The organism is Vibrio sp. TH_r3, assembly GCF_033101115.1.
Classification (GTDB): domain Bacteria; phylum Pseudomonadota; class Gammaproteobacteria; order Enterobacterales; family Vibrionaceae; genus Vibrio.
In genome coordinates this window covers 1-25,205 of sequence record NZ_JAWMPW010000035.1, presented here as the reverse complement: position 1 = coordinate 25,205, position 25,205 = coordinate 1, and the positions used below count along the sequence as shown (strand labels likewise).

Genomic DNA, 25,205 nt, shown 5'->3' with positions numbered 1-25,205 from the left:
AGGTCTCAATGAATACTGACTTCAAATTGCCTTTACGGCTTGATAAAAACCAAGTCGTAAATGGTATTTAAAGTTCCTATCACTCCAACAGAATGATAGTTAAATAACTGTGTTCGATACTTAAGATGCCTTAACTTAAAAGCTAACGTACCCGTCATCAAATTAGGTCACGTTGTTCATTGATACCGTTGTGATTGTGTACCCTAAGATACAAAATCGTGTCGATTACAATCAACAAGTGCCCACACAGATTGATATAGGTTTAAATTGTTAAAGAGCGTTGCTTAACTTGGAAAAACAAACACATTTAAGCATTTTGCTTTTACCTTTAAAGCGGGCGGTCATTTTAGCGATATAACTCTTCGTGTCAAACACTTTTTTAGAATTATTTTTCTAAGACCTATTTTTCCTTTTTTCTACGAAACCTTTTTAAATAAGGCCTCGTCGTTAGGAGTTGCGCATTATAGGCAGATTTATATGTGACGCAAGTCCTTTTCTAAAATAATTTAATTTTTTTATTTGATTGCTGTTTTTGCCATCAAAAGTAATAAAACAAGGTTACAAAAAGTCGATTTTATAACCTTTACTTAACATAATTAGATAAATGCAAAAGCATCTGCAAACATACGTTCTCTATTAGCATTTTTTTCTAGGCTAAATTGCTCTCTTGCTGCACCGGCCATTTCAAAACGACCAGCAATATAAATATCAAAATGTTGCAATGTCTCGAAATCTGTTTTCACCGCCGACAAAACATTACCAACTTTTCCATTCCAGACATTAGGTGCCGTTTCTACTACTGGTATAAAATGAATATTATCAAATTGATTAGCAATACTGGTCATTTCGTCAAAAGCATAAAGCAAACCGTCTGTTCTTGCTCCCCAATAGAGATAAATGGGGTTTTGATTATTTTGACTGACGCAATGATCTAAAATAGAACGTACATAACTAAAACCCGTTCCACCTGCAATTAATAATATTGGACGCTCGCTTTGTTGTAACCAAGCATTCCCATGTGGTGCATCAATTTCTATTAATTCATCATTTGCCAAAGCGAACTTCATCTTATCTACTACTTCGGAAGCATATAGATTGTGTTCTGCAGCACCAATATGCAGTTCCAACTCACCATTATGTCGGCATGGACTATTAGCCATTGAGAATGGACGTTTATCTTTTTCACCCATTACTACCATCAAATACTGGCCCGCTTTAAATTCAATAGGTGTATCTGGGTGGAGCAATATTTTAAATGTATTACAAGCCAGTGGCTCGATGGACTTTACTTTACAACGGATAGTCATATTCCCTCTTACTCTTCAAAGGTAAGTTTTAAATTACTTTCAGCATAAGCCTGGCAGGCAAACATCCAGCCTCTTAACTGCTCTTTTTCGGTCAACATAGGCTCTAAATGGTAGGATATGTTTCCTTCCAATTTCCGGCACATACACATGGCGCAGGCACCAACCTGACATCGATAAGGGAAGCTTATATTATTGTTGAGCGCGGCTTCTAATATCGTTTGTCCTGCTGGTACATCAAATTGGAGACCACTAGGGAGCATAGTGACTTTATAAATCATAAAATACCAAGTTCATCCCAAATGGCATCAATTTTTTTCACTACTTCAGGATCTTTCTTTATCGGACGGCCCCACTCTCTCTCTGTTTCACCTTGCCATTTATTGGTCGCATCAAGCCCCATTTTCGAACCTAAACCAACAACTGGTGAGGCAAAATCTAATGAGTCAATGGGGGTATTACTGATCATAACCGAATCACGAGCAGGATCCATTCTCGTGGTTATTGCCCAAATAACATCATTCCAATCACGTGCATTTACATCATCATCACAGACAATAACAAACTTAGTATACATAAATTGTCTTAAAAATGACCACACACCCATCATGACTCGTTTTGCATGTCCAGGATATTGCTTTTTCATAGTGACAACGGCCATTCTATAAGAGCAACCTTCAGGAGGAAGATAAAAATCGACAATTTCAGGAAACTGCTTTTGCAGTATAGGCACAAAGACTTCATTAAGAGCGACACCTAATATTGCCGGTTCATCTGGTGGTCTTCCTGTATAGGTACTGTGATAAATTGGTTTTTCTCTCATTGTGATGTGAGTAATAGTAAATACTCGATGTTGCTCAACCTCGTTATAGTATCCTGTATGATCTCCATAAGGTCCTTCATCCGCATATTCATTCGGATCGATATACCCTTCTAACACGATTTCTGCACTCGCTGGAACTTCTAAGTCGTTACTGATAGATTTTACTACTTCAGTTTTACTGCCTCTAAGCAATCCAGCAAAACCATATTCAGACAGTGTGTCTGGGACTGGGGTCACTGCACCTAAAATTGTCGCAGGATCTGCACCAAAAGCGACCGATACAGGGAAAGGTTCATCAGGATGACTTTCTATCCAGTCTTGTAAATCAAGCGCTCCACCACGATGGGCTAACCAACGCATAATCACTTTGTTTTTAGACAATTTTTGTTGACGATAAATACCCAAATTTTGTCGTTTCTGATTAGGACCTTTGGTTACTGTTAATCCCCAAGTCAAAAGAGGAGCAACATCTTCAGCCCAACAACTCATCACGGGAATTTTATCTAAATCAACTTCGTCACCTTGCCAAATTATTTTCTGACAAGCCGCTTTTTTTAATCTTTTAGTGGGCATATTTAAGACTTGCTTAAATACCGGGATTTTATCAATAGCATCTTTAAAGCCCTTAGGTGGCTCAGGTTCTTTTAAATACGCTAATAGTTTTCCAACTTCCCTTAGTTCTGATACATCAGCTCTACCCATGCCTAAAGCAACCCGTTCGGCTGTACCAAACAAATTGGTTAACACTGGTATGTCATAACCGATAGGGTTTTCAAATAATAGTGCCGGGCCACCAGCTCGTAGAGTACGATCGCTAATTTCGGTCATCTCAAATTGTGGATCAATTGGATGAGTAATACGTTTAAGCAATCCTTTTTCTTCTAAAAGGGAAATAAAGTCACGTAAATCCTTGATACTCATTACTCATGTTACCGTTCGATTATTAGAATTAAGCTCATTTTATAACAAAATAATAACGAAACCGACTTTTAGTTAGTATTCATCCGAAGATTGTACGAAAGCCAATTTTTATCTACATTAAAAAAAACGCCATTCATACAAAATATGAATGGCGTTTAAGAAACTAAAAGGTCGTTAACGTTATTGTCGACGCATTGCGTCAAAAAACTCATTATTTGTTTTAGTCATTGCTAACTTATCGATTAGAAATTCCATTGCGTCTGTCTCACCCATTGGGTGGACAATTTTACGCAAAATCCACATTTTCTGCAGTTCATCGGATTTTGTGAGCAATTCTTCGCGACGAGTTCCAGAACGTTTAAAGTCAATGGCAGGGAAGACACGTTTTTCCGCAATTTTGCGGTTAAGGTGTAATTCCATATTACCTGTACCTTTAAACTCTTCGTAGATTACTTCATCCATTTTCGAACCGGTATCAACCAGTGCTGTGGCAATAATCGTTAAACTACCACCTTCTTCAACATTACGTGCCGCACCGAAGAATCGTTTTGGACGATGCAATGCATTAGCATCAACACCACCGGTTAACACTTTTCCTGATGAAGGAACAACTGTGTTGTATGCACGAGCAAGACGAGTAATTGAATCAAGCAGAATAACCACATCTTTTTTATGCTCAACAAGACGTTTGGCTTTCTCTATTACCATATCTGCAACTTGAACATGACGAGACGCAGGCTCATCAAACGTCGACGCCACAACTTCACCTTTAACAAGGCGTTGCATTTCCGTTACTTCCTCTGGACGCTCATCTATCAGTAAAACCATCAGTTCACACTCAGGGTGATTGTAAGCGATACTTTGAGCAATGTTTTGCAGTAGCATTGTTTTACCGGCTTTTGGCGGAGCAACAATCAAACCACGTTGACCTTTACCAATAGGTGAGGCCAAATCCAAAATACGGGCAGTAATATCTTCGGTAGAACCATTACCACGCTCCATCATCATACGTTCATTCGCATGCAATGGAGTTAAGTTTTCAAAAAGTATTTTATTGCGTGCATTATCTGGTTTGTCATGGTTAACAGTATTAACTTTCAACAAAGCAAAATAACGCTCGCCGTCTTTAGGAGGACGAATTTTACCGGCGATCGAATCACCAGTACGTAAATTAAATCGGCGTATTTGGCTTGGGGACACGTAAATATCGTCTGGTCCCGCAAGATAGGAACTATCTGCACTACGTAAAAATCCAAAACCGTCTTGAAGGATTTCTAGTACACCATCTCCAAAAATATCTTCACCGCTTTTCGCGTGAGCCTTAAGAGTAGAGAAAATAATGTCTTGTTTACGTAGACGTGCAAGGTTTTCCAGACCGAGGCTTTCGCCAAGTTTCACAAGCTCAGATACAGGCCTGTTCTTCAGTTCAGTCAGATTCATAGTAGTGGATGCTTTAGCTTTTGTAGTCAAAATAGGATCTGTTTGTTAGTTATGGTTTTTTCGGCCTAAGGAGCGACCAAGAAATGAACATTTGTTTATTTATCGTGCGATAAACTAACATTAAATAAAAGTGTAGTCTAGTTTTACAAAGAACAAAACCGTGCATTTATTGCAAAATGCACGGCTTCTTGCTCATATACAACCCATTTTACAGGTTTGCATCTAAAAACTCTTTTAATTGAGATTTAGAAAGTGCACCAACTTTCGTTGCTGCCACACTACCATCTTTAAAGAGAAGCAATGTTGGAATACCACGAATGCCAAATTTAGGCGGTGTACCCGCGTTTTGGTCAATATTTAGTTTACCAATAGTGAGTTTACCTTCGTATTCTTCCGCGATCTCATCTAGAATAGGTGCAATCATTTTACAAGGTCCGCACCATTCTGCCCAAAAATCGACTAATACAGGGCCTGCAGCTTTGATTACATCGTTTTCAAAACTTTCATCTGATAGCTGCAAAAATTTATCACTCATCTTCCACTCCAATGTGTTTATATGCTACTGGTTGGATGATAACCAGAAAATAGATTCCCTATTGGAATGTATTTACTTCCGTAATGCAACCCTTAACTGATATTCTATTACCTATGACAAAGACACATATCACAGAGCAAAAGTTCGCCGACTTCGGTTTATTACCGCAAGTCATTGAAGGATTAGATAAAAAAGGGTTCGAATATTGTACCCCTATCCAAGCCTTGGCGTTGCCGGTACTGCTCACCGGCCAAGACATTGCAGGCCAGGCCCAAACAGGGACTGGTAAAACCTTAGCGTTTCTTACTGCTACTTTTAATCATTTACTAACAACACCAGAACAGGAAGGTAGAAAACCCAATCAACCGCGCGCTATTATAATGGCTCCAACGCGTGAACTTGCGATTCAAATCTATAACGATGCCGAAACCTTAATTGAATCGACAGGTATCACTGCAGGACTTGCCTACGGTGGTGAAAGTTATGATAAGCAAGTCAAAAAATTAGAAAAAGGAGTCGACATTCTTATCGGTACTACCGGTCGAATCATCGATTTCTATAAACAAAAAGTCTTTAACTTGAATCATATTCAAGCGGTTGTTCTTGATGAAGCCGATAGAATGTTTGATTTAGGTTTTATTAAAGATATTCGTTTTCTTTTCCGTCGTATGCCTGAGCCAAACGAACGTCTCAATATGCTATTTTCTGCTACGCTTTCATACCGAGTTCAAGAACTTGCTTTTGAGCACATGCACAACCCAGAGCATGTTGTGGTTGAGCCGACTCAGAAAACGGGTCACCGTATTAAAGAAGAACTCTTTTATCCGTCAAATGAACACAAGATGTCACTTCTTCAGACGATCATTGAAGAAGAATGGCCTGACCGTGCGATAATTTTTGCCAACACAAAATACAAGTGTGATTCAGTTTGGGGTCATTTAGCTGCCGATGGTCACCGTGTTGGTTTGTTAACCGGAGATGTTCCACAGAAGAAACGTGAACGCATTTTAGAGCAATTTACTAAAGGTGAATTGGATATTTTAGTCGCGACAGATGTGGCCGCTCGTGGATTACATATTCCACAAGTGACTCATGTGTTTAATTATGATTTACCAGATGATAGCGAAGATTACGTTCACCGCATTGGCCGAACAGGTCGCGCTGGAGAAAGTGGGTCATCAATTAGTTTTGCTTGCGAAGACTACGCCATTAATTTAACGGCGATAGAAGAGTATATCGAACATACGATACCCGTTTCGGATTACGACCCAACGGCCTTAATAGAAGATTTCCCTCCACCGCTTCGTTCTCAAAACAGAACAAGTAATAACCGCAGACAGTCTGGTGGACCACGTAATGGTAATCGTAATAACAAGCGCAGTAATTACCGTGCACGTCAACCTCGTAACTAATTAGACAAGGGATAGCAAAAGTAAATATGGACCAAACAGTTTCATCTCCGCTTTATGCGGCCATCGATTTAGGCTCAAATAGCTTTCATATGCTGGTTGTACGCAATGTTAATGGTAGTGTTCAGACCATGGCAAAAATCAAGCGCAAAGTCCGCTTAGCTGCTGGGTTGGATCAGAATAATGCCTTGAGCCCAGAAGCGATGCAGCGAGGTTGGGACTGTTTGAAGCTATTTGCTGAAAGGCTCCAAGATATCCCTAAAGAAAATATTCGCATTGTCGGCACAGCGACTCTAAGAACGGCAACTAATGTAGATATTTTTCTTAAGCAAGCTAATACTCTTCTCGGTTATGATATTAATGTGATTTCTGGTGAAGATGAGGCGGCGACAATTTACAAAGGTGTAGCACATACATCCGGTGGTTTAGGAAGACGACTTGTTGTCGATATTGGTGGTGCAAGCACCGAACTCATTATCGGAGAAGGCTTTGAAGCAAAAGCATTAACAAGTGTAAAAATGGGCTGTGTTACATGGCTTGAAAAACACTTTAAAGATCGCCAACTCAATACATATAACTTTGATAATGCTATTGGTGCTGCCAAGTTAACATTACAACCTCTTCTTAAACAATACTCTGACCTAGGTTGGAATATTTGTGTTGGAGCCAGCGGTACTGTTCAAGCCCTACAAGAAATAATGTTAGCTCAGGGTATGGATGAAGTGATTACTCACTCCAAACTAAAGCGCCTGCAAAAACAAGCGATGCAGTCTGATCATTTAGAAGAATTAGAAATCGACGGTTTAACCTTAGAAAGGGCATTGGTCTTTCCGAGTGGGCTGTCTATTTTGATCGCAATATTTGAACTTCTAAACATAGAAACCATGACTCTTGCTGGCGGTGCGCTTAGAGAAGGTATGGTATATGAGATGATGGCAGAGATGCAGCAACATGACGTTCGGGCTCGCACGATTAATAGCGTACAATCACGCTATCAAATTGATAAGCAGTACGGCGAGCAAGTGCATAACACCACATCATCTTTACTACGACAATGCGGTGGCACAGAATGGTTACCAGAACCTCAAGCTCCAGTGTTACTTGAAACTGTGTCTAAGTTACATGAAATTGGATTAACCATTGATTTTAAAAAAGGGGGCCAACACAGTGCTTATCTTTTGCAAAATCTGGATCTTCCTGGCTTCACTCACGCACAGAAGTTCTATATAGGTGAAGTGGCTCGCCGGTACAAAGACCCTCTATCTTCATTACCAGAGCAACATGCTTTGTCCGAAAAAAGTGGTAAGCGCTTACTTCGGCTATTAAGAATAGCAGTTATATTAACCCATAGACGTAATACCGAACTAGAACCTCAGTTCATTATAGAATCCGAGCAAGACACTTTAATTATTACCATCAATAAAGAATGGTTAGAATCAAACCCATTAACCAACGCTGAACTAGAAATAGAATCCAATCGACAATCTGATATTGGCTGGCCGTTAATTATTAAAGCGAGTTAATCCCGTGCGTTTAAAGCAGATAGTTTAAAAATAGTCTTAAACCCATAACTTAGAAAAAAATAGGCAACACTCTGTTCTAGTATAAGCAGCAGTTGCCTGTTTTGATCTCTATTCTATGCATTAACGCCAGTAACCTTTAACTTAGGGTTAACCGTAGTGAGTCTTTTTACTAAATAGTTGAGCACAACGCCATACATTGGAACAAACAGCCCTAAACTAATTACCAATTTAAAACCATAATCTACTAGTGCGATTTCTTGCCAATGTTGCGCCATAAATGCATCAGGACTTTGGTAGAATGCTATGGCAAAAAAAGCTAATGTATCTAATGCGTTACCAATTAAGGTTGAACAAGTAGGAGCTATCCACCACTGCTTAAGTTGACGCAAGCGATTAAATACATGTACGTCTAAGATCTGCCCTAATATATACGCCATAAAACTAGCAACAGCAATACGAGCAACAAACAAGTTAAACTCGGTTAATGGTCCAAAACCTTGAAATTGCCCTTCAAAGAAAACCACTGATAAAACGTAGGACACAATAAGAGCTGGCAGCATAACCAAGAAGATAATTTTTCTCGCAAGCTGTGCGCCAAAAACACGTACCGTTAAGTCAGTTGCTAAAAATATGAATGGGAATGTGAAAGCTCCCCACGTCGTATGTAAGCCAAAAATAGTAAATGGCAGTTGTACCAAATAGTTACTTGATGCAATGATAACCAGATGGAACAGGATAAGAATTGATAGTGCTTTACGCATTTGTACTGGGGTAAAATTATTCATTTTATACCTTTTTAGTTTTGCTTGGGGTTGAGGGAACCCAAGTAGACGACATGTCTTCTTTACAGCAGTTAAATAAAATACTCGTATGAGCGGGCGGCGATTATACAGTAATAGTTAAGAGCCGCAAGAGGATAAAATCATAGCAAACGATTACATTCACTTCAGCCTATAAATTAACGTGAGGTCTTATATTAAAACAATGGACTAGAAACCTTTAGCAAATAATTTCGCTAAATACGTCATCACTTCTTTGCTGTCATTTTTGTCTAATGCTTCAAGCCAAATAGATTCGGAATAATGTTCAGCTCTAAGAAACAATAAGCTGCCTTCAAAATCAATAAGCCAAGAGTGTAAATCGGCATCAAATTGTTTTTCTTTCACATGCGCAGATAACAACTGAACCAATGTTTCACCAAGCGATGGAAAACTATCTACATCAAATCGAGGAGATGACAATATTAAGCGTGATTCGCTTTCGCAATAGTCGACTAATCCCCAATAGTGCTCATTTCTCATGGGTGATATGCTCCTGAATCAGATCTAAAAACGCATCGGCATATCGATCTAATTTAACTTGTCCCACACCATTTACGGCTAACATCTCACCATAAGAACAAGGTAACATTTCAGCCATATCTATTAAGGTTGCGTCACTAAAAACCACATAAGGAGGCAAACCAGCTTCATCGGCAATCGATTTTCGCAGTTTGCGTAATTTTACGAACAATTTTTTATCGTAATTTTTATTGGTTAATTTATTAGATTTAGCTGCCCTAACTGCGGTATCTAATCTAGGAACTGCTAATTGAATAGTTCGTTCACCACGTAATAGCGGCCTAGCCTCTTCGGTTAATTGCAATGTAGAATTTCGAGTAATATTTTGTAATAACATCCCTTTATGTACCAATTGACGCATAATACTGATCCAATAATCATGGCTATGTTCTCGGCCGATACCATAGGTAGATAATTGATCGTGACCATTTTCTCTCACTCGTATATTTTGCATACCTCGTAGCACTTCAACGACATAGCCCATGCCAAAACCTTGTTTCACACGATATACGCAAGACAACGCTTTTCTGGCGGCTTCTGTTGCATCAAAATGTTGAGGAGGGTCCAAACAGATATCGCAGTTACCGCAAGGTTCATGTCTATATTCACCAAAATAATTCAACAATACTTGTCGCCGACAAGTTTGAGCTTCCGCAAAAGCGCTCATTGCATTTAACTTGTGAGTTTCTACCCGCTTCTGTTCACCTTCTGGTTTTTCTTCTAAGATTTTTCTCAACCACCCCATGTCAGCAGGATCAAATAACATCATAGCTTCTGCTGGTAACCCGTCTCGACCTGCTCGACCGGTTTCTTGATAGTACGACTCTATATTCCGCGGAATATCAAAATGCAGCACAAATCGGACATTGGGTTTGTTGATACCCATACCAAATGCAACCGTCGCCACGACTATTTGAATATCATCACGTTGAAACGCTTCTTGTACATAGGCACGTTCATCGGAATCAAGGCCAGCATGATAACTCGCTGCTCTAATGTGGTTATTACAGAGTTTTTCTGTCAACATTTCTACTTTCTTTCGGCTACCGCAATAAATAATACCGCACTGACCTTTTTGTGTAGTAAGAAAACGAACAACTTGAGATACCGGTTTGTGCTTTTCTACGAGGTTATAACGGATATTTGGTCGATCAAAACTGCCAAGATAAGTGACAGCTTGATCTATATGCAAACGAGAAAGAATGTCTTTGCGGGTAGCATCATCTGCTGTAGCGGTTAACGCCATAAAGGGAATATTAGGTAAATGGAGTTTGAGTTGGCCTAACGCAGCATATTCCGGCCTAAAATCATGGCCCCATTGCGAAATACAATGAGCTTCATCCACCGCAACCATAGAAATTTTAACCCAAGAGAGTCGTTCAATAAAATCTTGAGTAAGAGCACGTTCAGGAGAAACATACAGTAATTTTAAGTTACCACTATTCATCCGGTTATACACTGATATTAAATCTTCTCTCGGCATGGATGAATTAATGCACTCTGCTGAAACACCATTTGCTTTTAATTGGTCAACCTGGTCTTTCATCAAAGAAATAAGAGGAGAAATAACAACGCTAAGCCCGTCTTTAACGAGCGCGGGAATTTGATAACAAAGAGATTTGCCACCTCCCGTTGGCATAATGACCAGACTATCTTTATTGTTTAGAGCGGCATTAATGACTTCCTCTTGGCCATCCCGGTACTGTTGATAACCGAAAACATCATTAAGTATTGATTCTGCCTCATTTCTATCCGTTTCAATTTGCTGCTCTAAGAGGTTGGAAGTCATTAGTGTCCTAATAATTAATACCGAATGTTCATTGAAGTTATTCTACCTTTACGGTGATGGGACATTGTAATGGGGTTTAACTGGGAATAAAACATCAAATTATTAGGTTAATATGTGATCTGCCTTTTATACTTGTCGTCCTATTAAAAATCATAAATAAGTTAGAAGATAATGACACTCGAACAACAGGCTAGGTCAAAACAAGGTGTTCTACTCGCGATAGCGGCTTATACCATGTGGGGTATCGCACCAATCTATTTTAAATCCATTACTGAAGTTTCTGCGCTAGAAATACTCAGTCACCGAGTTATTTGGTCATTTGTTTTTTTGGCTTTTTTACTCCACTTTAGCAGACGATGGAAAACAGTTAGACAGGTGTTAAAAAATAAGAAAAACATGCTTTTTCTAACCTTAACATCCGTACTTGTTGGCACTAACTGGTTGATATTTATTTGGGCAGTTAATGCTAATCACATGATAGATGCAAGCCTTGGCTACTATATTAATCCCTTATTCAATGTTGTTCTGGGTATGTTGTTTCTTGGTGAGCGATTGAGAAAATTACAATGGTTTGCTGTTTTACTCGCCTTTATTGGCGTCGCTATTCAGATTATTGCTTTTGGTAGAATTCCCGTAGTTGCTCTTGCTTTAGCAACGAGCTTTGGTTGCTATGGCTTACTTCGGAAAAAAATTAATTTAGATGCACAAACAGGACTTTTCATTGAAACTATGATTATTCTCCCTGCTGCACTTATTTATCTATTCTTGATTGCGGACAGTGCCACATCTCATCTATTAGATAACGATATAAAGCTAACCTTATTATTAATATCAGCAGGTATTGTTACCACTCTGCCGTTACTTTGTTTCAACGGTGCAGCAACAAGAATCATGCTTTCTACATTAGGCTTTTTTCAATATATCGGACCTAGCTTAATGTTTTTATTAGCGGTATTCATTTATAACGAACCATTTACCGCAGACAAGGCAATTACTTTCGCGTTTATTTGGGGTGCACTTATCGTGTTTAGTTTTGATGGGCTTAAGTTTGCTAATCAAAAAAGAAAGCAAAAAAAAACATAATGCTATGCTATGCCAGTGATGACTAATTGCTGAGTGATTGGACTTATCTTACTATATTTCACTGGGACATAAGATTATATACTTGTAAGAGATATCTTACAGAAACGTAAGACATCCCGTCTATTTTTAACAAAATAGTATGAAGATTTTAGTATCAAGCCCTTTTAAAATGGGCATTGATGTTAAATTCATAATAATTTGTATTGGCTATTTGTATGATCTTATTTTTGAAACTCTTGATGATATAACTGTAGTTGCTATGATTTTCTCCGTTGGAAGGATTCTAACATTTAGTTTAATTAGCCAAGGACTTGGTGCCTTCAGGATGAAGGGATGGTTATTTAGGATTAATAATCTGCACGGACAGCAAATAGGACTTTGAATGGACTCAATAGTAACTAGGATGGTTACTACTAGGGAAAGGCAAAGGACACCTCAGGAAGAGGCAAGGATTGAACATCAGGAAGATGTAAGGGACACCGCTCAAGGATCAAGTGACGGACGCTGACGAGGATTGTTAGCAGATCAGGATAAGATCAAGGACACCGCTAGGAAGGCGATGAAAGGAAATGCGCTGAAGGAATACAGCACACTATCAAGGATTTGATGCATGGAGCACATTTAGTAGCTGGATTGCTGCAAGTAAGACTATAACCCCGATACCTAGGTATCGGGGTTTTCTTTTTATCTAGAGTATTACTTTTATCATTCCATTCTACACTTTTTCCAATTTGGCATACTGTGTGACCAACCACTTAATACCTTCACCATTAAAAGCAACTTGCACTCTACTCTGTGGCCCACTTCCTTCAAAATTAATAATAGTACCCTCGCCAAATTTAGGATGCTTAACTCGTTGACCTAAACTAAAGCCGGTTTCATTGAAGTTTTCCTTTACTACTGTTTGACTAAAGCGGCCATGAGTTGCAGAACGACTCACTTGAGCTTTCATTCTCACTTCGTCCAAACAGTTTTCAGGAAGCTCTTTAATAAATCTTGATGGCTTATGGTATTTATCTTGTCCGTATACACGTCGCATTTCTGCATAAGTGATATAAAGCTTTTCTTTTGCTCTAGTCATACCCACATAACAGAGACGTCGTTCTTCTTCTAAACGACTCGCATCTTCTGCTGACATTTGGCTTGGAAACATCCCTTCTTCCACACCAACCATAAACACCAAAGGAAACTCTAAGCCCTTGGCACTGTGTAATGTCATTAACTGCACCGCATCATCAAATTCATCTGCTTGCCCTTCTCCTGCTTCTAATGCAGCATGAGACAAAAATGCAGAGAGCAAAGTCATATCATCAGCTTCTTCAGGCTTTTCAAATTGCCTTGTTGCGGTAACAAGCTCTTCCAAGTTTTCTATACGTGCTTGTGATTTTTCACCTTTTTCTTGCTCATACATAGCAAATAGGCCAGAAGACTTAATCACATGGTCAGTTTGTTGATGTAATGGAAGCTCAGACGTGTCATCTTCTAATGCATTGATCAATTCGATAAATCGACCTAACGCTCCAGCGGCTCTTCCCGCAAACACTCTTTCTTCAAGTAACGCGACACTCGCTTGCCACATTGTCGCACCACGTTCTCGCGCAGCAAGACGGATTGTTTCTAATGTTTTATCACCTAACCCTCGGGTTGGGGTATTTACGACCCGTTCAAATGCAGCATCATCTCGACGGTTCGCCATCAATCGCATATAACTTAGCGCATCTTTAATTTCCTGGCGTTCAAAAAAGCGCATCCCGCCATAAATACGATATGGCAATCGTGCTTGAATTAATGCCTCTTCTAAAACTCGTGATTGTGCATTATTCCTGTATAACATTGCACAATCGGTGAGTGCCCCGCCATGCTCTTGCCACTCTTTAATTTTGCTAACAGCAAACCTTGCTTCATCTAATTCGTTATAGGCAGAATAAACAGAAATTTGTTCACCCTCACTTCCATCGGTCCATAACTCTTTACCCATTCGCTCTGTATTATTTCCGATCAGCTCATTAGCAGCCTTTAATATGGTTTTGGTTGATCGATAATTTTGTTCTAAGCGAATAGTGGTCACGCTTGGAAATTCTTCCGTAAATTTATGGATATTTTCTATCTTTGCACCACGCCAACCATAAATAGATTGGTCATCATCACCTACAATCATCACATGACTTGTTTTACCTGCCATCAACCTTAGCCATGCGTACTGAATATTATTAGTGTCTTGAAACTCATCCACCAAAATATGTGAAAAACGGGCTTGATAGTGCTCTCTTATAAAAGTTTTGTCTCTGAGTAGTTCGGTTGCACGAAGTAAAATTTCTGCAAAGTCAACTAGCCCAGCTCTATCACATGCTTCTTGATAAGCAGAATAAACTTGTAGCCACGTTTGAGTTATTGGGTCTTGGTAAGCATCAATGTGTTTTGGTCTTAACCCTTCATCTTTTTTACCATTAATCCACCACGCTGCTTGCCTAGCTGGCCATTGCTTTTCGTCTAAGTTTTGCGCTTTAATCAAACGACGAAGCAAACGCTGTTGATCTTCTGAATCTAAAATTTGGAAGTCTTGTGGTAAATCGGCATCTAAATAGTGCGCACGAAGTATCCGATGACAAATTCCATGAAATGTTCCATTCCACATTCCTGAAGCACTGCCCTTAGTGAGGTCTTCAATACGCCCACGCATTTCAGCTGCCGCTTTGTTAGTAAACGTAACCGACATTATAGAAAAAGGTGATGCATTTTCTACCGATAATAACCAGGCGATACGGTGGACAAGTACCCGAGTTTTACCACTACCTGCTCCAGCTAAAATCAGCATATTTTCTAAAGGAGCACCAACAGCTTGTCTTTGCTTATCATTTAGACCATCAAGTAGTAGTGAAGCGTCCATTATTTAGTCCCAATTAAAAATTACTGTGTATTTATACATATTGTACGGATTATACATTAAACGTCTTTTATATCGCTGTTCATAGCAATAAATTTCTGAATTAACGTCATAATTTGAATGCAGCAGCGTTTGATGAGATCAGTTGATAAAACAGAATGGTTATAAGTAAAAACGTAAGCAAAATAGCTATAAAGATTGCTCTTTTTACATAATAGTATTTTTAATTTTGAATGTTATACCAAGAGCAATTATTTTTATTGCTCAATGAGCAAAAGAAAAAATCAATTCAACTTACAATTTAAAATATTAAATTTTGATAAACACTATAAATAGATAAGCAGATTTTTTACTTACTTAGGTACTCTTTTAGTTCTTCCGCAGATATACCCTGTTCAGCCAACTTTTTTGCCATTTGCTCTACTTGTTCGCTTTTTCGAGACTCAATAACTGTCTGAAATTGGAACACTATGTCCCTCAAAGTACTAATTGGCACTTGTTTCGCAGCACTACGGATACGTTCTTCACTTTGATTGCCCAATTCAGTAAGCAATTTACCAAACATTACTTTTTCTGGGGATTCTTCTAATTGCTCTAATACACGAGCTAATTCATAAGTCGTTAGTGACATTAGGGATATATATTTCCAAAGTTAGTTAATTAGATATTTACCGCACATCGTTAAATATACACCTTAATATGTGGTTGGAAAACTATCATTCTATTAATTAAGCAAAATAGTTTAGCTATATACCTCATGCCATTTTTTACCTTTTCTCGTCAGTAAAACCAATAAACTAGGTAACATGAGAAACATTTGTAACGAAATAGTGGACTGAGCAGAAAGGTCTAGCCTATGCACTGTACCAACAACTAAACCAGCTCCGCTCATTTGGAATAGTCCCAACAACGCGGCAGCCGTACCCGCTTTGTCCCCAAACGGTGATAAAGCCTTACCTGCTGCAGTCCCTAATACCAAGGCAAACCCTATTGAAGAAAGAAAAATTGGCATCATAAATGCCCATGCATATTGATCACTGGGTAAAATAACCATCAACCCTCCACCAATAATCATGGTAACTATTCCGATAATCAGAGCTTTATGTGTGCCTTTATCCATTAATTTCGGTGCTAACAAAGCCGCCGCAATATTTATTGCTGCATTTAGTGCAAACCAAAACGTGAACCTATCCATACTCAAGCCCATTTGATCCATTAGAACAATGGGTGCATTAGTGACGTAAGCTAAAATTACAGACATGGCGAGCATACAAAGTGAAGCATGATAAATGAAATTTTGGTTTGAAATCACTGCTCCATACCGAGACAATTTAAATACATTGGTTTTTTCCTGTTCAGGATTGGTTTCTTTCATCGCAAAGAATAACACTATGCCGATAACAATTGAAAAAACGGTCATAAAAGAAAAATTACTTCTCCAACCAAAATGCTGAGTAAGGTAACTACCAAGAATAGGAGCTAAGGCTGGAACAAAACAAATTGCACCATTTAGGTAACTAATCATTCTGCCGCTTTTGTATGCTCCAAACATATCTCTTACTGTTGCAAATGCCGCAACTGATGTGGCACAAGCTCCAAAGCCTTGTAATAATCTAGCAGCCAATAACCATTCAATACTAGACGCTAACCAGGCTAAATGTGCACTGATTCCGTATATAAAAATACCCGCTAAAGCTATTTTTTTTCTACCTAGCTTATCGGCCAATGGGCCCGCAAATAACTGTCCAACACCCATAGTGAATAAAAACCAAGTTACTGTATCTTGAGCCATTGAATGTTCCACGTGGAACGTATCTGAAATCATCGGCAAAGCAGGGAGATAAATATCGATAGCTAAAGGAGCGAAAAGAACTAATAGTACTAATAGTACGATTTGGTTTTTTGTTGAGTTGTGATTAGTCGGCATTATATTTCTTCGGGCTATTTTTGGCTTGGCATAATAATTCTCTACTGTTATGAATACAAATACTTTATAATCATTACAGTTATTCCCAGATGGAATGCAATATGAATTTAGAAGTACTCGGTCGTATAGATTTAAATTTATTAGTTTGTTTGAAAGTGCTGTTTCAAGAACTTAGTGTTACTCGAGCAGCAAACCGTTTATGTGTAAGCCAATCAGCGGTAAGTAAATCGTTAGCAAAACTTCGTAATCAGTTTGATGATCCGTTGTTTGTTAGAACGTCGCATGGTTTGAAAGCAACACCAAGAGCTCTCGCCCTTCAACCTAAATTAGACCAACTCATTCACCAATTAGAATTGATTAGCCAACCTGATCTATTTTCACCAGAAACTTCTACAATCAAGTTCAACCTTGCTTTAGTTGAAAGTGCGTACCCACTTATCCTCCCCCACTTCCTGCCTAGCCTTTTCCAATCCGCACCGTCAGTGAGTATTAATAGCCACACCTGGAATGACAATACGTTCCAAAAACTAAAAAAGGGAGAAATCGACATAGGTATAACAGGTAGAGATATTGATATCGCTGATGCTGCTCTTACTATGCCAATTCCACACTTCATTAACGAACGTGAAATTTATCGAGATAAACAAATGTGTGTCGTAAGACCTAACCATCCCGCGCTAGATAAAAATTGGGACCTACAACACTACTTACGTTCACGGCATATTCAAGTAAGGTGTGCAGGCAGTGACCGTTGGTTATTAGATTATAAATTAGCAGAACACGGCTTAGCTCGAGATATAGCGATAACAGTACCAGACTTTAATAGTGCCGCAGCTTTGTGTACCTATACTGACTATATTTTCACTGCGCCGAGTTATTTTACTAAACTTGTTGCTGAGCATTATGATCTTGTATTACTGCCTCTGCCACTTGAGTTTCCTCCCATGGCGTATACACTGTTTTGGAATTCAAATAGAGAAGATGATCCAGCCTTAACTTGGCTAAAAGATCTTATCATCAACAAAACCCAACACCTAAGATAAACATTGTTATGGTCGTTAAGTAACAACCTTTTACTAAGTCTATAATTACACCTGCAAGGAGTGTTAATGCACACGTCAATTTCACAACGTATCGAAGCTTTACGTCTTTGGCTGACTAGAAATAACTATGACGCTATAATTGTCCCACACGAAGACGAATATCTTAGTGAATATCTTCCACTTCATAATGAACGTTTGCATTGGGCAACTGGGTTTACCGGTTCTGCAGGCGTAGCTGTTATAACTCAAAACAACGCCGCGATTTTTGTTGATGGGCGATATACTGTGCAAGTACAAAACCAAGTTCCCGATTCGATATTCGAATACAAACATCTTATTGATGATCCTTACCTAAGCTGGATCAACAGTCAGTTTACGAGAACGGCAATAATTGCATTTGATCCTAAAATGCATTCCGCTAATTGGTACAATTCAGCTTCCAGCTTTTTAAACAAACATATGTCTTTAGCTGCAGTTGCACAAAATCCAATCGATCAACTTTGGGCAGATCGACCTATCGCTAAGCTGAGTGAAATGCGCTTGATGGACGACAGTATTTCTGGTCAATCATGTCAAGATAAACGAGATCAAATCAGCGCTTACTTAACAAGCAACGACGTTGACGCTGCGATCTTAACCAAGCTAGATTCCATTTGTTGGCTATTAAACATCCGAGGAAGTGATATATCTCGCCTTCCTGTTTTACTCTCGCACGCCATTATTTATTCCGACGCTACCGTAGACTTCTTTTTAGATTCAAATAGAAAGATCGACGGGTTTGAAGCACATGCAGGTACCGGTGTATCAATAAAGCAACCCGACCAATTACAGCAGTGTATTGATAAACTAGCCCATAAAAGAGTGATACTTGACCCTATGTCAAGCAATGCATGGTTTAAGTTGGCAATGGATTCAGCATCGATAGAAGTAATAGAAAGTCCTGATCCATGCTCATTGCCCAAAGCACAAAAAAATAACGTCGAGACCGATGGAATGAAGTCCTGTCATGTTCTAGATGGCATAGCGATGGTTAAATTTTTACGTTGGTTAGACGAAGAAGTTGCAGCTGAACGGTTACATAATGAAGCTATAATATCCGACAAACTTCAAGCATTTAGAGAGCAAGAACCTAGCTTAGTAGATTTGAGTTTTGATACTATTTCAGCCGCTGGTGCTAACGCAGCAATGTGTCATTATAATCATAATGATCAATCTGCACCCGGAGCACTGTCTATCGACTCCTTGTATTTAGTCGACTCTGGCGGTCAGTACCTAAACGGAACAACTGATATCACTAGAACCGTTGCTATAGGTACACCATCACTAGAGATGCGTACTTTATTTACATTAGTTTTAAAAGGTCATATCAGCCTAGCAAATGCTGTCTTCCCGCATGGCACAACTGGTAGCCAGTTGGACGTTTTAGCTAGACAGCATTTATGGTCTAACGGATACGATTACGATCATGGTACTGGTCATGGTGTCGGTCACTTTTTAAGTGTTCATGAAGGACCGCAAAGTATTTCTAAGAAACCTAATACTGTTGCGTTATTACCAGGAATGGTACTGTCTAACGAACCAGGATATTATCGTGCTGACCATTTTGGTATTCGTATCGAAAACTTAGAGCTTGTGGTTGAAAAGAAAACGAACGGTGATTTTTCAGCACTGGGGTTTGAATCTCTGACTCTCTGTCCTATTGACTATAGAAATATAGAAGTGACATTACTTACTGATAGTGAATTAAATTGGCTAAACCAATATCACCAAAAAGTATGGCACGCTTTGCACATTCACTTGGAACAAGATGACAAGGGATGGTTAAGACAAGCGACTATGCCTTTAAGTCGCTAGTCTTATCAGTTTATCAGTCTCGGCTTAACATGCAGTACAAAATGTACTGCATGTTTCACGTGAAACACTATCGTTCCCTGTTACTTTCCAGAATATACTTTATCCCAGTCAGTCCAAACTGGATATAGACCTGCCCTCATGATCGAATCAGCCACTATTTGTGCACCGCGTTCATCGCTTATTGCAAACTGTTCCAATTCCTCTTGCTCAGATGCATACCCTCCTGGTTGCGTTTTCGATGCCGCAGACATATTCGTTATTCCTAACGACAATACGTTATCTCTAAATTTAGGCGATTCTCTAGTCGACAGAGATAATTCTACTTGCTGATTGAATAACCTGTAGGCGCAGATAATCTGAACAAGTTGTTTGTCACTCATATTCGATTTAGGCGTGATACTGCCTTCACAGGGTCGTATACGCGGAAACGAAATAGAATAGCTGGATTTCCAATAATTACGTTCCATATAATCAAGATGCGACGCGGTCAAGAAAGTATCCACTCTCCAATCATCTAGTCCAATCAAAGCACCGAGTCCAATTTTTTTCACTCCTGCTCTAGCCAACCTATCGGGTGTGTTCACTCTAAACTCAAAATCCCGTTTATTACCACGTAAATGATGCTGAGCGTAAGTCGATGGATGATAGGTTTCTTGGTACACCATCACTGCATCCACACCTAATGACACCAATTGTTGGTAGTCTTGTTGTTGCATTGGTTGCACCTCAAGTGCGACATAGTTAATTCTTTTTTTTATGAGTGGAACAACTTGCTTAAAATACTCTAAACCAACTTTGGTTTCATGCTCACCGGTTACCAATAAAACACTATCAAATTTCATCCCGATAATTACATCCATCTCCTTTTCGATCTCTTCTAGGGATAGAATCTTTCGCTTAATTCTATTATCCATCGAGAAGCCGCAGTATGTACAAACATTGGCACAAAGGTTTGAAAGGTATAATGGTATATACAACGACATCGTATTACCAAAGCGTGTTCTAGTGATCTGCTGAGACTTAACCGCCATTTGCTCTATAAACGGTTCTGCAGCTGGCGAAATTAGTGCTTTAAAATCTTCTAGTGTAGGTTGCTCAGCTAACAAGGCCTTACGCACATCATTAGCAGTTTTAGAATATATCGACAGCTTTGCATCATCCCAATTTATAGAGGCTAACTGGTTGTAAAAGTTCATAACAGACCTACTCATCAAGAAAAGAGGTTAGAGGGCTAGACGCTAGTGCTCTTGGGGACTGCCAAGCTAAACCAGATTCGTAAGCGGTTCGGCCTGAAGTTACAGCCATTTTAAAAGCTATTGCCATTTTAACCGGATCAGTTGCTGTCGCGATTGCCGTATTGACCAATACAGCATCTGCGCCCATTTCCATTGCATAAGCCGCATGTGAAGGTGCGCCGATACCAGCATCCACTACAACAGGAATATTTGATTGGTCGACAATAATTTTGATGAATTCATGAGTAACGAGCCCTTTATTTGTACCAATAGGCGCACCTAAAGGCATTACTGCTGCGCAGCCCACTTCTTCTAAGCGCTTACACAGAACTGGATCTGCATGGCAATAAGGCAGTACAACAAAGCCAAGTCTCACTAGCTCTTCCGCAGCTTTTAGCGTTTCTATAGGGTCAGGTAATAAGTACTTGGGGTCGGGGTGAATCTCCAATTTTATCCAGTTAGTTTGTAGCGCTTCTCTAGTTAATTGGGATGCGAATACGGCTTCTTTCGCATTCTTAGCACCAGACGTATTAGGCAACAAATTGATGTTAGCAGACAAAATGGGACTTAATATATCATCTTGTTGATCGTCTATATCGATACGCTTGAGAGCCATTGTAGCTAACTCAGATCCAGACGCAATAATTGACTGTTCCATTACACCTCTATTGGCGTATTTTCCAGTGCCAATAAACAAACGAGATTCAAACTTTTTATCACCAATGGTAAGCATATAGTTAACCTCCTGCTATAGCTTGAAAAACGGATATTTTCTCGCCTTCAGATACAATGTAACTATCCAGCCCTTTTCTACCAATAATACGAGTTCCGACAGCAACCGCAGAGCCATTTGAGCTTAAACCCATTATCGTAATCACTTCCGCCAAAGACATATTTTTGGCAACGTTGACTAACTTGCCGTTCACTTCTACTTCAATGTTATGGTTCACTTAACACTCCTTATCCATACATACAATGCAATCGACACTCCGCTGCATCACAAACTTATTCCATTTCATATTTAATCCGTCAAAACAGTGAAGTTCGTTCTGTGTAGTACTATCTAAAGCGGTCAGCAATCGAATCGATAGTAAAGCTTGCATTGATCCAATCACACCTACAACAGGGCCAACGACTCCCAACGAAGAACAGTTTTCGTCGCGTTTATCTTCCGTGTTAGGAAATAGGCATTCATAGCAAGGTGCGTCTTTATGATTATTAAAGATCCCAACCTGCCCTTGCCAATTGATGGCAGAACCAGAAACCAACGGTGTTCTGTGTAAGACACTCGCATTATTAATTTGTTTTCTAGTTTTGAAATTGTCGGTACAGTCAATAACTAGATCACTGATCATTGTCTCTAACTGTAACCGTTCACCAGATAGGTTTTTATCAATAGCAACAACGTTACAAGATGAGTTAAGCGACGCTATTTTTTTACACAGGCTTTTAGCTTTTGAGTTACCGATTTGGTCCTCAGAGTAGGCAACCTGTCGTTGCAAATTTGAACTTTCTACTTTATCCCCATCTGATAATACCAGTTTACCGATACCAGAAGCCGCAAGATATAAGGCGACGACATTACCCAAGCCGCCACATCCGACAACTAAGACTCTTGAATGTTTAAGCTTTTCTTGTCCAACCAGGCCTATTTGAGCGATGGAAATTTGTCGGCTATAGCGCAGAAATTCGAAGTCATCTAACATGATTAACCTCGTCATAACTATTATTTTTATACGTTAAAGAAGATAGATAGCCAACCGTATTGGCAAGGTCAGAACAGTCTGACACAGCTCTAACAACCGCAACTCCTCCAACACCGGTAGATATTATTTGATCTGCATTTTGGCTATCAATGCCACCGATCGCCACTGTCGGTATATGGGGACATTTAGCTTGAATGAGTTTCACATACGAACTTAGCTTACACAAACCTTGTGGTTTCGATTTCATTACCTTAGTCGGCGTTGCAAACACGTGACCTAAGGCAATATATGAGGGAGAGACCTCAATCGCTCGCATAATCTCGTAATAGCTGTGAGTAGAAATGCCTAGCGCTAATCCAGCACACTGTATCGCATTTAAATCGGCATAATAGATATCTTCCTGACCTAAATGAACACCATAGGCCTCATGTTTTATCGCTAGTTGCCAATAGTCATTTATAAATACTTGCGAATTATAAGATTTGCCCAGTTCTATCGATTGAATGATCAGTTTTTCAATCTGAGCAATACTTAATTTACTATCTTTAATACGTAGTTGAATAATTCCGACGCCTAAAGCTAATAACTCTTCGAGTAATGCCAAGTTATCTACAACTGGATATAACCCTATCCTATTACTGTGTAGCGACTTGAAGTCCTTTTTTTTCCCATCAGATAGGTACCTACTACTTTTGACTGTTGATTTTATATCAACAGTTGCATAAGGAAGCGCTAAATGGTTCGACCATGTTTCACGTGAAACATGACAACATACAATAGTATTAGCGAGCAGAATGGCATCTTCCAACGCATAGCCAAGCACGATAAGTGAGATAAACCATGATAAGTGTCTCTGATTAAAATCATCTCTGTCAGTAACTTGGTAGCTGTAGCTGATCTTATGTTCGACATCGTCAAACCAACGATCAAAAAAATGACCTTCATTATTAGGGTCAGGAAAACCAATAGTTACTAAATTTTGACACACATCAGAAGCCTGACTAATAGTGTTGTTTGGATAATAAAAAAGTTGTAAACAATCGTGTTTTAAACGTACAAACTTACTAGGCACTTCAAATTCGAATTTAGATTGACCATCGAAAATAGAAAAAATATCAGTATCGACAAATTTCAAATCGACAGGATGAGCGCAGTCGGCTACTTGTAAATTGTTACTCAACAAATCAAAAAGATGCTGAAAATTTCGAGGAATATGGATATACATTCTTCTACACCTCTTCAGAAGTAAGCGGAGGTAATAGAAACTGCGGTGTATAGATAGCTAATAAAAAATGATATAAAGTATTTGACATTGCTTTTCCTTAAAGTAAATAAACCTTGTCGGAAAAGCAACTAATAGGACATAAGTCGTTAAAATAATTGACTTAGGTAAAAATTGGCTTTCGCTTGTTTCCTTCGCAGGTATTATCCTGAATCAGGTTCTACGGATTCCGTTTTCACGGTCTCAGCCAGTTGGCACTCCGACAAGTCCTACTATTATAATTAAGCAGTCAAAGCATGCAATAGTTAAAAATGATTAACCTCTCACCAGTAATTGAAAACCTAACCAAGCGAAAAAGATACTTAAAGAGACATTTAATAATACGTTGAGGCCCATTTTGAAAAAGGCGCCCTGTTGTAACAGTAAAACGTTATCCATAGAAAAGGTAGAAAATGTAGTTAACGCGCCTAAAAAACCTAAACCAATGATTTGACGCCAAGGTACCTGAGACAGCATTTCAGTCTCAAAAGCGGCTATCAATAACCCCATAGCGAATGAGCCAAGCACATTAACAGTCAGTGTACCATAAGGGAAATCTCGACCAAGTAAGCTAACACATAACTCTGAAAGTAAGTAACGAGAACACGCACCAAACGCTCCTCCTAACGCGATATACCCTAAAATAGAAAACTGTCCCATAATTGACCAATGATTTATTAAGATAAGTTCATTCTATAGATTTAAGTTAAAATTAACCAATAATAATCATGTAGTACACAGCATAAAGTAACATACTTTTAAAAGGTTACACGTGTCACTTTAACTGTATCGACAAACAGTATATAACACCAGTCTAAAAATCAGATCTAATTAAAGCTTTCCAATTTAATGTAATATTGCAGTGGATAACTTCGACAATATCAACTTCTAAAAACTGACCAGCCAACAAAAACTTGTCCAAATGAAGATGAGACTATTAGCACTTAACCATTTCAAAGATCGACACTCTCCAACTCAGTCTCAAAGTAAGTAGAACCAGCATAAAAAAATAGCTTAAAGCTTTATTAATGAAGGACTAGAAGACGCCCGAAGATGTGCTAAAGATAATGGATAGACCTAACCTGTTAATTTTCTAGATTGGTATAACCACATTCCAGGACGAAACAT

General features: G+C 39.0%; 22 protein-coding genes and 1 riboswitch. Of the genes, 5 read left to right on the top strand and 17 right to left on the bottom strand.

Going from position 1 to position 25,205, the window contains the following annotated elements; translation table 11 throughout:
• Positions 1-596: 596 nt before the first annotated feature.
• The 5 genes from fre to trxA form a co-directional block, all read right to left on the bottom strand.
• Complete coding sequence (fre, locus tag R3X26_RS17715) at positions 597-1,307, bottom strand: NAD(P)H-flavin reductase (protein ID WP_317718663.1); 711 nt, start codon at positions 1,305-1,307, stop codon at positions 597-599.
• A gap of 8 nt (positions 1,308-1,315) precedes the next feature.
• A complete protein-coding gene (locus R3X26_RS17710) occupies positions 1,316-1,585 on the bottom strand; it encodes a 2Fe-2S iron-sulfur cluster-binding protein (RefSeq protein WP_317718662.1) in 270 nt (89 codons plus the stop codon).
• Positions 1,582-3,048, bottom strand: coding sequence for a 4-hydroxy-3-polyprenylbenzoate decarboxylase (ubiD, locus tag R3X26_RS17705; RefSeq protein ID WP_317718661.1), 1,467 nt, complete (start codon positions 3,046-3,048; stop codon positions 1,582-1,584). The genes R3X26_RS17710 and ubiD overlap by 4 nt, the downstream gene beginning before the upstream one ends.
• 180 nt (positions 3,049-3,228) lie before the next feature.
• Positions 3,229-4,488 carry a transcription termination factor Rho gene (rho, locus tag R3X26_RS17700; RefSeq protein ID WP_317718660.1) on the bottom strand — a complete coding sequence of 420 codons (1,260 nt, stop codon included), beginning with the start codon at positions 4,486-4,488 and terminating at the stop codon, positions 3,229-3,231.
• Between the two features lie 208 nt (positions 4,489-4,696).
• Positions 4,697-5,023: a thioredoxin TrxA gene (gene trxA, locus R3X26_RS17695; protein WP_317718659.1), complete on the bottom strand. Its 327-nt coding sequence runs from the start codon at positions 5,021-5,023 to the stop codon at positions 4,697-4,699.
• Positions 5,024-5,136: 113 nt separating this feature from the next.
• Between trxA and rhlB the strand changes: the two genes are divergently transcribed.
• Together rhlB and gppA are read left to right on the top strand one after the other, a co-directional pair.
• Positions 5,137-6,435: an ATP-dependent RNA helicase RhlB gene (gene rhlB, locus R3X26_RS17690; protein WP_317718658.1), complete on the top strand. Its 1,299-nt coding sequence runs from the start codon at positions 5,137-5,139 to the stop codon at positions 6,433-6,435.
• A 26-nt stretch (positions 6,436-6,461) separates the two neighbouring features.
• On the top strand, positions 6,462-7,955 hold the full coding sequence (gene gppA / locus R3X26_RS17685; protein ID WP_317718657.1) for a guanosine-5'-triphosphate,3'-diphosphate diphosphatase: 1,494 nt from the start codon (positions 6,462-6,464) through the stop codon (positions 7,953-7,955).
• 113 nt (positions 7,956-8,068) lie between these two features.
• Here gppA and R3X26_RS17680 read toward each other — a convergent pair whose 3' ends face one another.
• The 3 genes from R3X26_RS17680 to recQ all read right to left on the bottom strand — a co-directional run bounded on the left by R3X26_RS17680 (position 8,069) and on the right by recQ (position 11,084).
• Complete coding sequence (locus R3X26_RS17680) at positions 8,069-8,740, bottom strand: 7-cyano-7-deazaguanine/7-aminomethyl-7-deazaguanine transporter (protein WP_317718656.1); 672 nt, start codon at positions 8,738-8,740, stop codon at positions 8,069-8,071.
• Positions 8,741-8,944: 204 nt separating this feature from the next.
• Positions 8,945-9,256, bottom strand: coding sequence for a DUF3630 family protein (locus tag R3X26_RS17675; RefSeq protein ID WP_317718655.1), 312 nt, complete (start codon positions 9,254-9,256; stop codon positions 8,945-8,947).
• On the bottom strand, positions 9,246-11,084 hold the full coding sequence (gene recQ / locus R3X26_RS17670; RefSeq protein ID WP_317718654.1) for an ATP-dependent DNA helicase RecQ: 1,839 nt from the start codon (positions 11,082-11,084) through the stop codon (positions 9,246-9,248). Before recQ ends, R3X26_RS17675 begins: the two co-directional genes overlap by 11 nt.
• Positions 11,085-11,255: 171 nt before the next feature.
• On the opposite strand from recQ, the gene rarD reads away from it, so the two are divergent.
• Positions 11,256-12,167: an EamA family transporter RarD gene (gene rarD / locus R3X26_RS17665; RefSeq protein ID WP_317718653.1), complete on the top strand. Its 912-nt coding sequence runs from the start codon at positions 11,256-11,258 to the stop codon at positions 12,165-12,167.
• Between the two features lie 715 nt (positions 12,168-12,882).
• Here rarD and uvrD read toward each other — a convergent pair.
• The 3 genes from uvrD to R3X26_RS17650 all read right to left on the bottom strand — a co-directional run bounded on the left by uvrD (position 12,883) and on the right by R3X26_RS17650 (position 16,978).
• Positions 12,883-15,057: a DNA helicase II gene (uvrD, locus tag R3X26_RS17660; protein ID WP_317718664.1), complete on the bottom strand. Its 2,175-nt coding sequence runs from the start codon at positions 15,055-15,057 to the stop codon at positions 12,883-12,885.
• A gap of 343 nt (positions 15,058-15,400) precedes the next feature.
• A complete protein-coding gene (locus tag R3X26_RS17655) occupies positions 15,401-15,682 on the bottom strand; it encodes a hypothetical protein (RefSeq protein WP_317718652.1) in 282 nt (93 codons plus the stop codon).
• Positions 15,683-15,793: 111 nt separating this feature from the next.
• Positions 15,794-16,978, bottom strand: a complete 1,185-nt coding sequence (locus tag R3X26_RS17650) for a multidrug effflux MFS transporter (RefSeq protein WP_317718651.1) — start codon at positions 16,976-16,978, stop codon at positions 15,794-15,796.
• A gap of 101 nt (positions 16,979-17,079) precedes the next feature.
• Between R3X26_RS17650 and R3X26_RS17645 the strand changes: the two genes are divergently transcribed.
• Entirely contained in the window at positions 17,080-18,021 is a 942-nt protein-coding gene (locus R3X26_RS17645; RefSeq protein ID WP_317718650.1) for a LysR substrate-binding domain-containing protein, read from the top strand.
• Between the two features lie 66 nt (positions 18,022-18,087).
• Positions 18,088-19,875, top strand: a complete 1,788-nt coding sequence (locus R3X26_RS17640) for an aminopeptidase P family protein (RefSeq protein ID WP_317718649.1) — start codon at positions 18,088-18,090, stop codon at positions 19,873-19,875.
• Positions 19,876-19,955: 80 nt separating this feature from the next.
• Here the strand turns inward: R3X26_RS17640 and thiH are convergent, their stop codons facing one another.
• From thiH to crcB, 6 genes are all read right to left on the bottom strand, one after another.
• Entirely contained in the window at positions 19,956-21,071 is a 1,116-nt protein-coding gene (thiH, locus tag R3X26_RS17635) for a 2-iminoacetate synthase ThiH (RefSeq protein WP_317718648.1), read from the bottom strand.
• Between the two features lie 7 nt (positions 21,072-21,078).
• On the bottom strand, positions 21,079-21,843 hold the full coding sequence (locus R3X26_RS17630; protein WP_317718647.1) for a thiazole synthase: 765 nt from the start codon (positions 21,841-21,843) through the stop codon (positions 21,079-21,081).
• 4 nt (positions 21,844-21,847) lie between these two features.
• Positions 21,848-22,060 (bottom strand): sulfur carrier protein ThiS, encoded by a 213-nt coding sequence (gene thiS, locus R3X26_RS17625; RefSeq protein ID WP_317718646.1) that lies wholly within the window; start codon positions 22,058-22,060, stop codon positions 21,848-21,850.
• Entirely contained in the window at positions 22,061-22,816 is a 756-nt protein-coding gene (locus tag R3X26_RS17620) for a HesA/MoeB/ThiF family protein (protein WP_317718645.1), read from the bottom strand. It lies immediately after the preceding gene.
• Complete coding sequence (thiE, locus tag R3X26_RS17615) at positions 22,806-24,041, bottom strand: thiamine phosphate synthase (RefSeq protein WP_317718644.1); 1,236 nt, start codon at positions 24,039-24,041, stop codon at positions 22,806-22,808. The genes R3X26_RS17620 and thiE overlap by 11 nt, the downstream gene beginning before the upstream one ends.
• A 169-nt stretch (positions 24,042-24,210) precedes the next feature.
• A riboswitch (TPP riboswitch) is annotated at positions 24,211-24,310 on the bottom strand.
• A 43-nt stretch (positions 24,311-24,353) separates the two neighbouring features.
• Positions 24,354-24,737 (bottom strand): fluoride efflux transporter CrcB, encoded by a 384-nt coding sequence (gene crcB / locus R3X26_RS17610; RefSeq protein ID WP_317718643.1) that lies wholly within the window; start codon positions 24,735-24,737, stop codon positions 24,354-24,356.
• Between the last annotated feature and the right edge of the window lie 468 nt (positions 24,738-25,205).

Bases quoted from the DNA above. Each gene is read 5' to 3' on its own strand.
- fre (WP_317718663.1), bottom strand. From the start codon at position 1,307: ATGACTATCCGTTGTAAAGTAAAGTCCATCGAGCCACTGGCTTGTAAT.
- R3X26_RS17710 (WP_317718662.1), bottom strand. From the start codon at position 1,585: ATGATTTATAAAGTCACTATGCTCCCTAGTGGTCTCCAATTTGATGTA.
- ubiD (WP_317718661.1), bottom strand. From the start codon at position 3,048: ATGAGTATCAAGGATTTACGTGACTTTATTTCCCTTTTAGAAGAAAAA.
- rho (WP_317718660.1), bottom strand. From the start codon at position 4,488: ATGAATCTGACTGAACTGAAGAACAGGCCTGTATCTGAGCTTGTGAAA.
- trxA (WP_317718659.1), bottom strand. From the start codon at position 5,023: ATGAGTGATAAATTTTTGCAGCTATCAGATGAAAGTTTTGAAAACGAT.
- rhlB (WP_317718658.1), top strand. From the start codon at position 5,137: ATGACAAAGACACATATCACAGAGCAAAAGTTCGCCGACTTCGGTTTA.
- gppA (WP_317718657.1), top strand. From the start codon at position 6,462: ATGGACCAAACAGTTTCATCTCCGCTTTATGCGGCCATCGATTTAGGC.
- R3X26_RS17680 (WP_317718656.1), bottom strand. From the start codon at position 8,740: ATGAATAATTTTACCCCAGTACAAATGCGTAAAGCACTATCAATTCTT.
- R3X26_RS17675 (WP_317718655.1), bottom strand. From the start codon at position 9,256: ATGAGAAATGAGCACTATTGGGGATTAGTCGACTATTGCGAAAGCGAA.
- recQ (WP_317718654.1), bottom strand. From the start codon at position 11,084: ATGACTTCCAACCTCTTAGAGCAGCAAATTGAAACGGATAGAAATGAG.
- rarD (WP_317718653.1), top strand. From the start codon at position 11,256: ATGACACTCGAACAACAGGCTAGGTCAAAACAAGGTGTTCTACTCGCG.
- R3X26_RS17655 (WP_317718652.1), bottom strand. From the start codon at position 15,682: ATGTCACTAACGACTTATGAATTAGCTCGTGTATTAGAGCAATTAGAA.
- R3X26_RS17650 (WP_317718651.1), bottom strand. From the start codon at position 16,978: ATGCCGACTAATCACAACTCAACAAAAAACCAAATCGTACTATTAGTA.
- R3X26_RS17645 (WP_317718650.1), top strand. From the start codon at position 17,080: ATGAATTTAGAAGTACTCGGTCGTATAGATTTAAATTTATTAGTTTGT.
- R3X26_RS17640 (WP_317718649.1), top strand. From the start codon at position 18,088: ATGCACACGTCAATTTCACAACGTATCGAAGCTTTACGTCTTTGGCTG.
- thiH (WP_317718648.1), bottom strand. From the start codon at position 21,071: ATGAACTTTTACAACCAGTTAGCCTCTATAAATTGGGATGATGCAAAG.
- R3X26_RS17630 (WP_317718647.1), bottom strand. From the start codon at position 21,843: ATGCTTACCATTGGTGATAAAAAGTTTGAATCTCGTTTGTTTATTGGC.
- R3X26_RS17620 (WP_317718645.1), bottom strand. From the start codon at position 22,816: ATGTTAGATGACTTCGAATTTCTGCGCTATAGCCGACAAATTTCCATC.
- thiE (WP_317718644.1), bottom strand. From the start codon at position 24,041: ATGTATATCCATATTCCTCGAAATTTTCAGCATCTTTTTGATTTGTTG.
- crcB (WP_317718643.1), bottom strand. From the start codon at position 24,737: ATGGGACAGTTTTCTATTTTAGGGTATATCGCGTTAGGAGGAGCGTTT.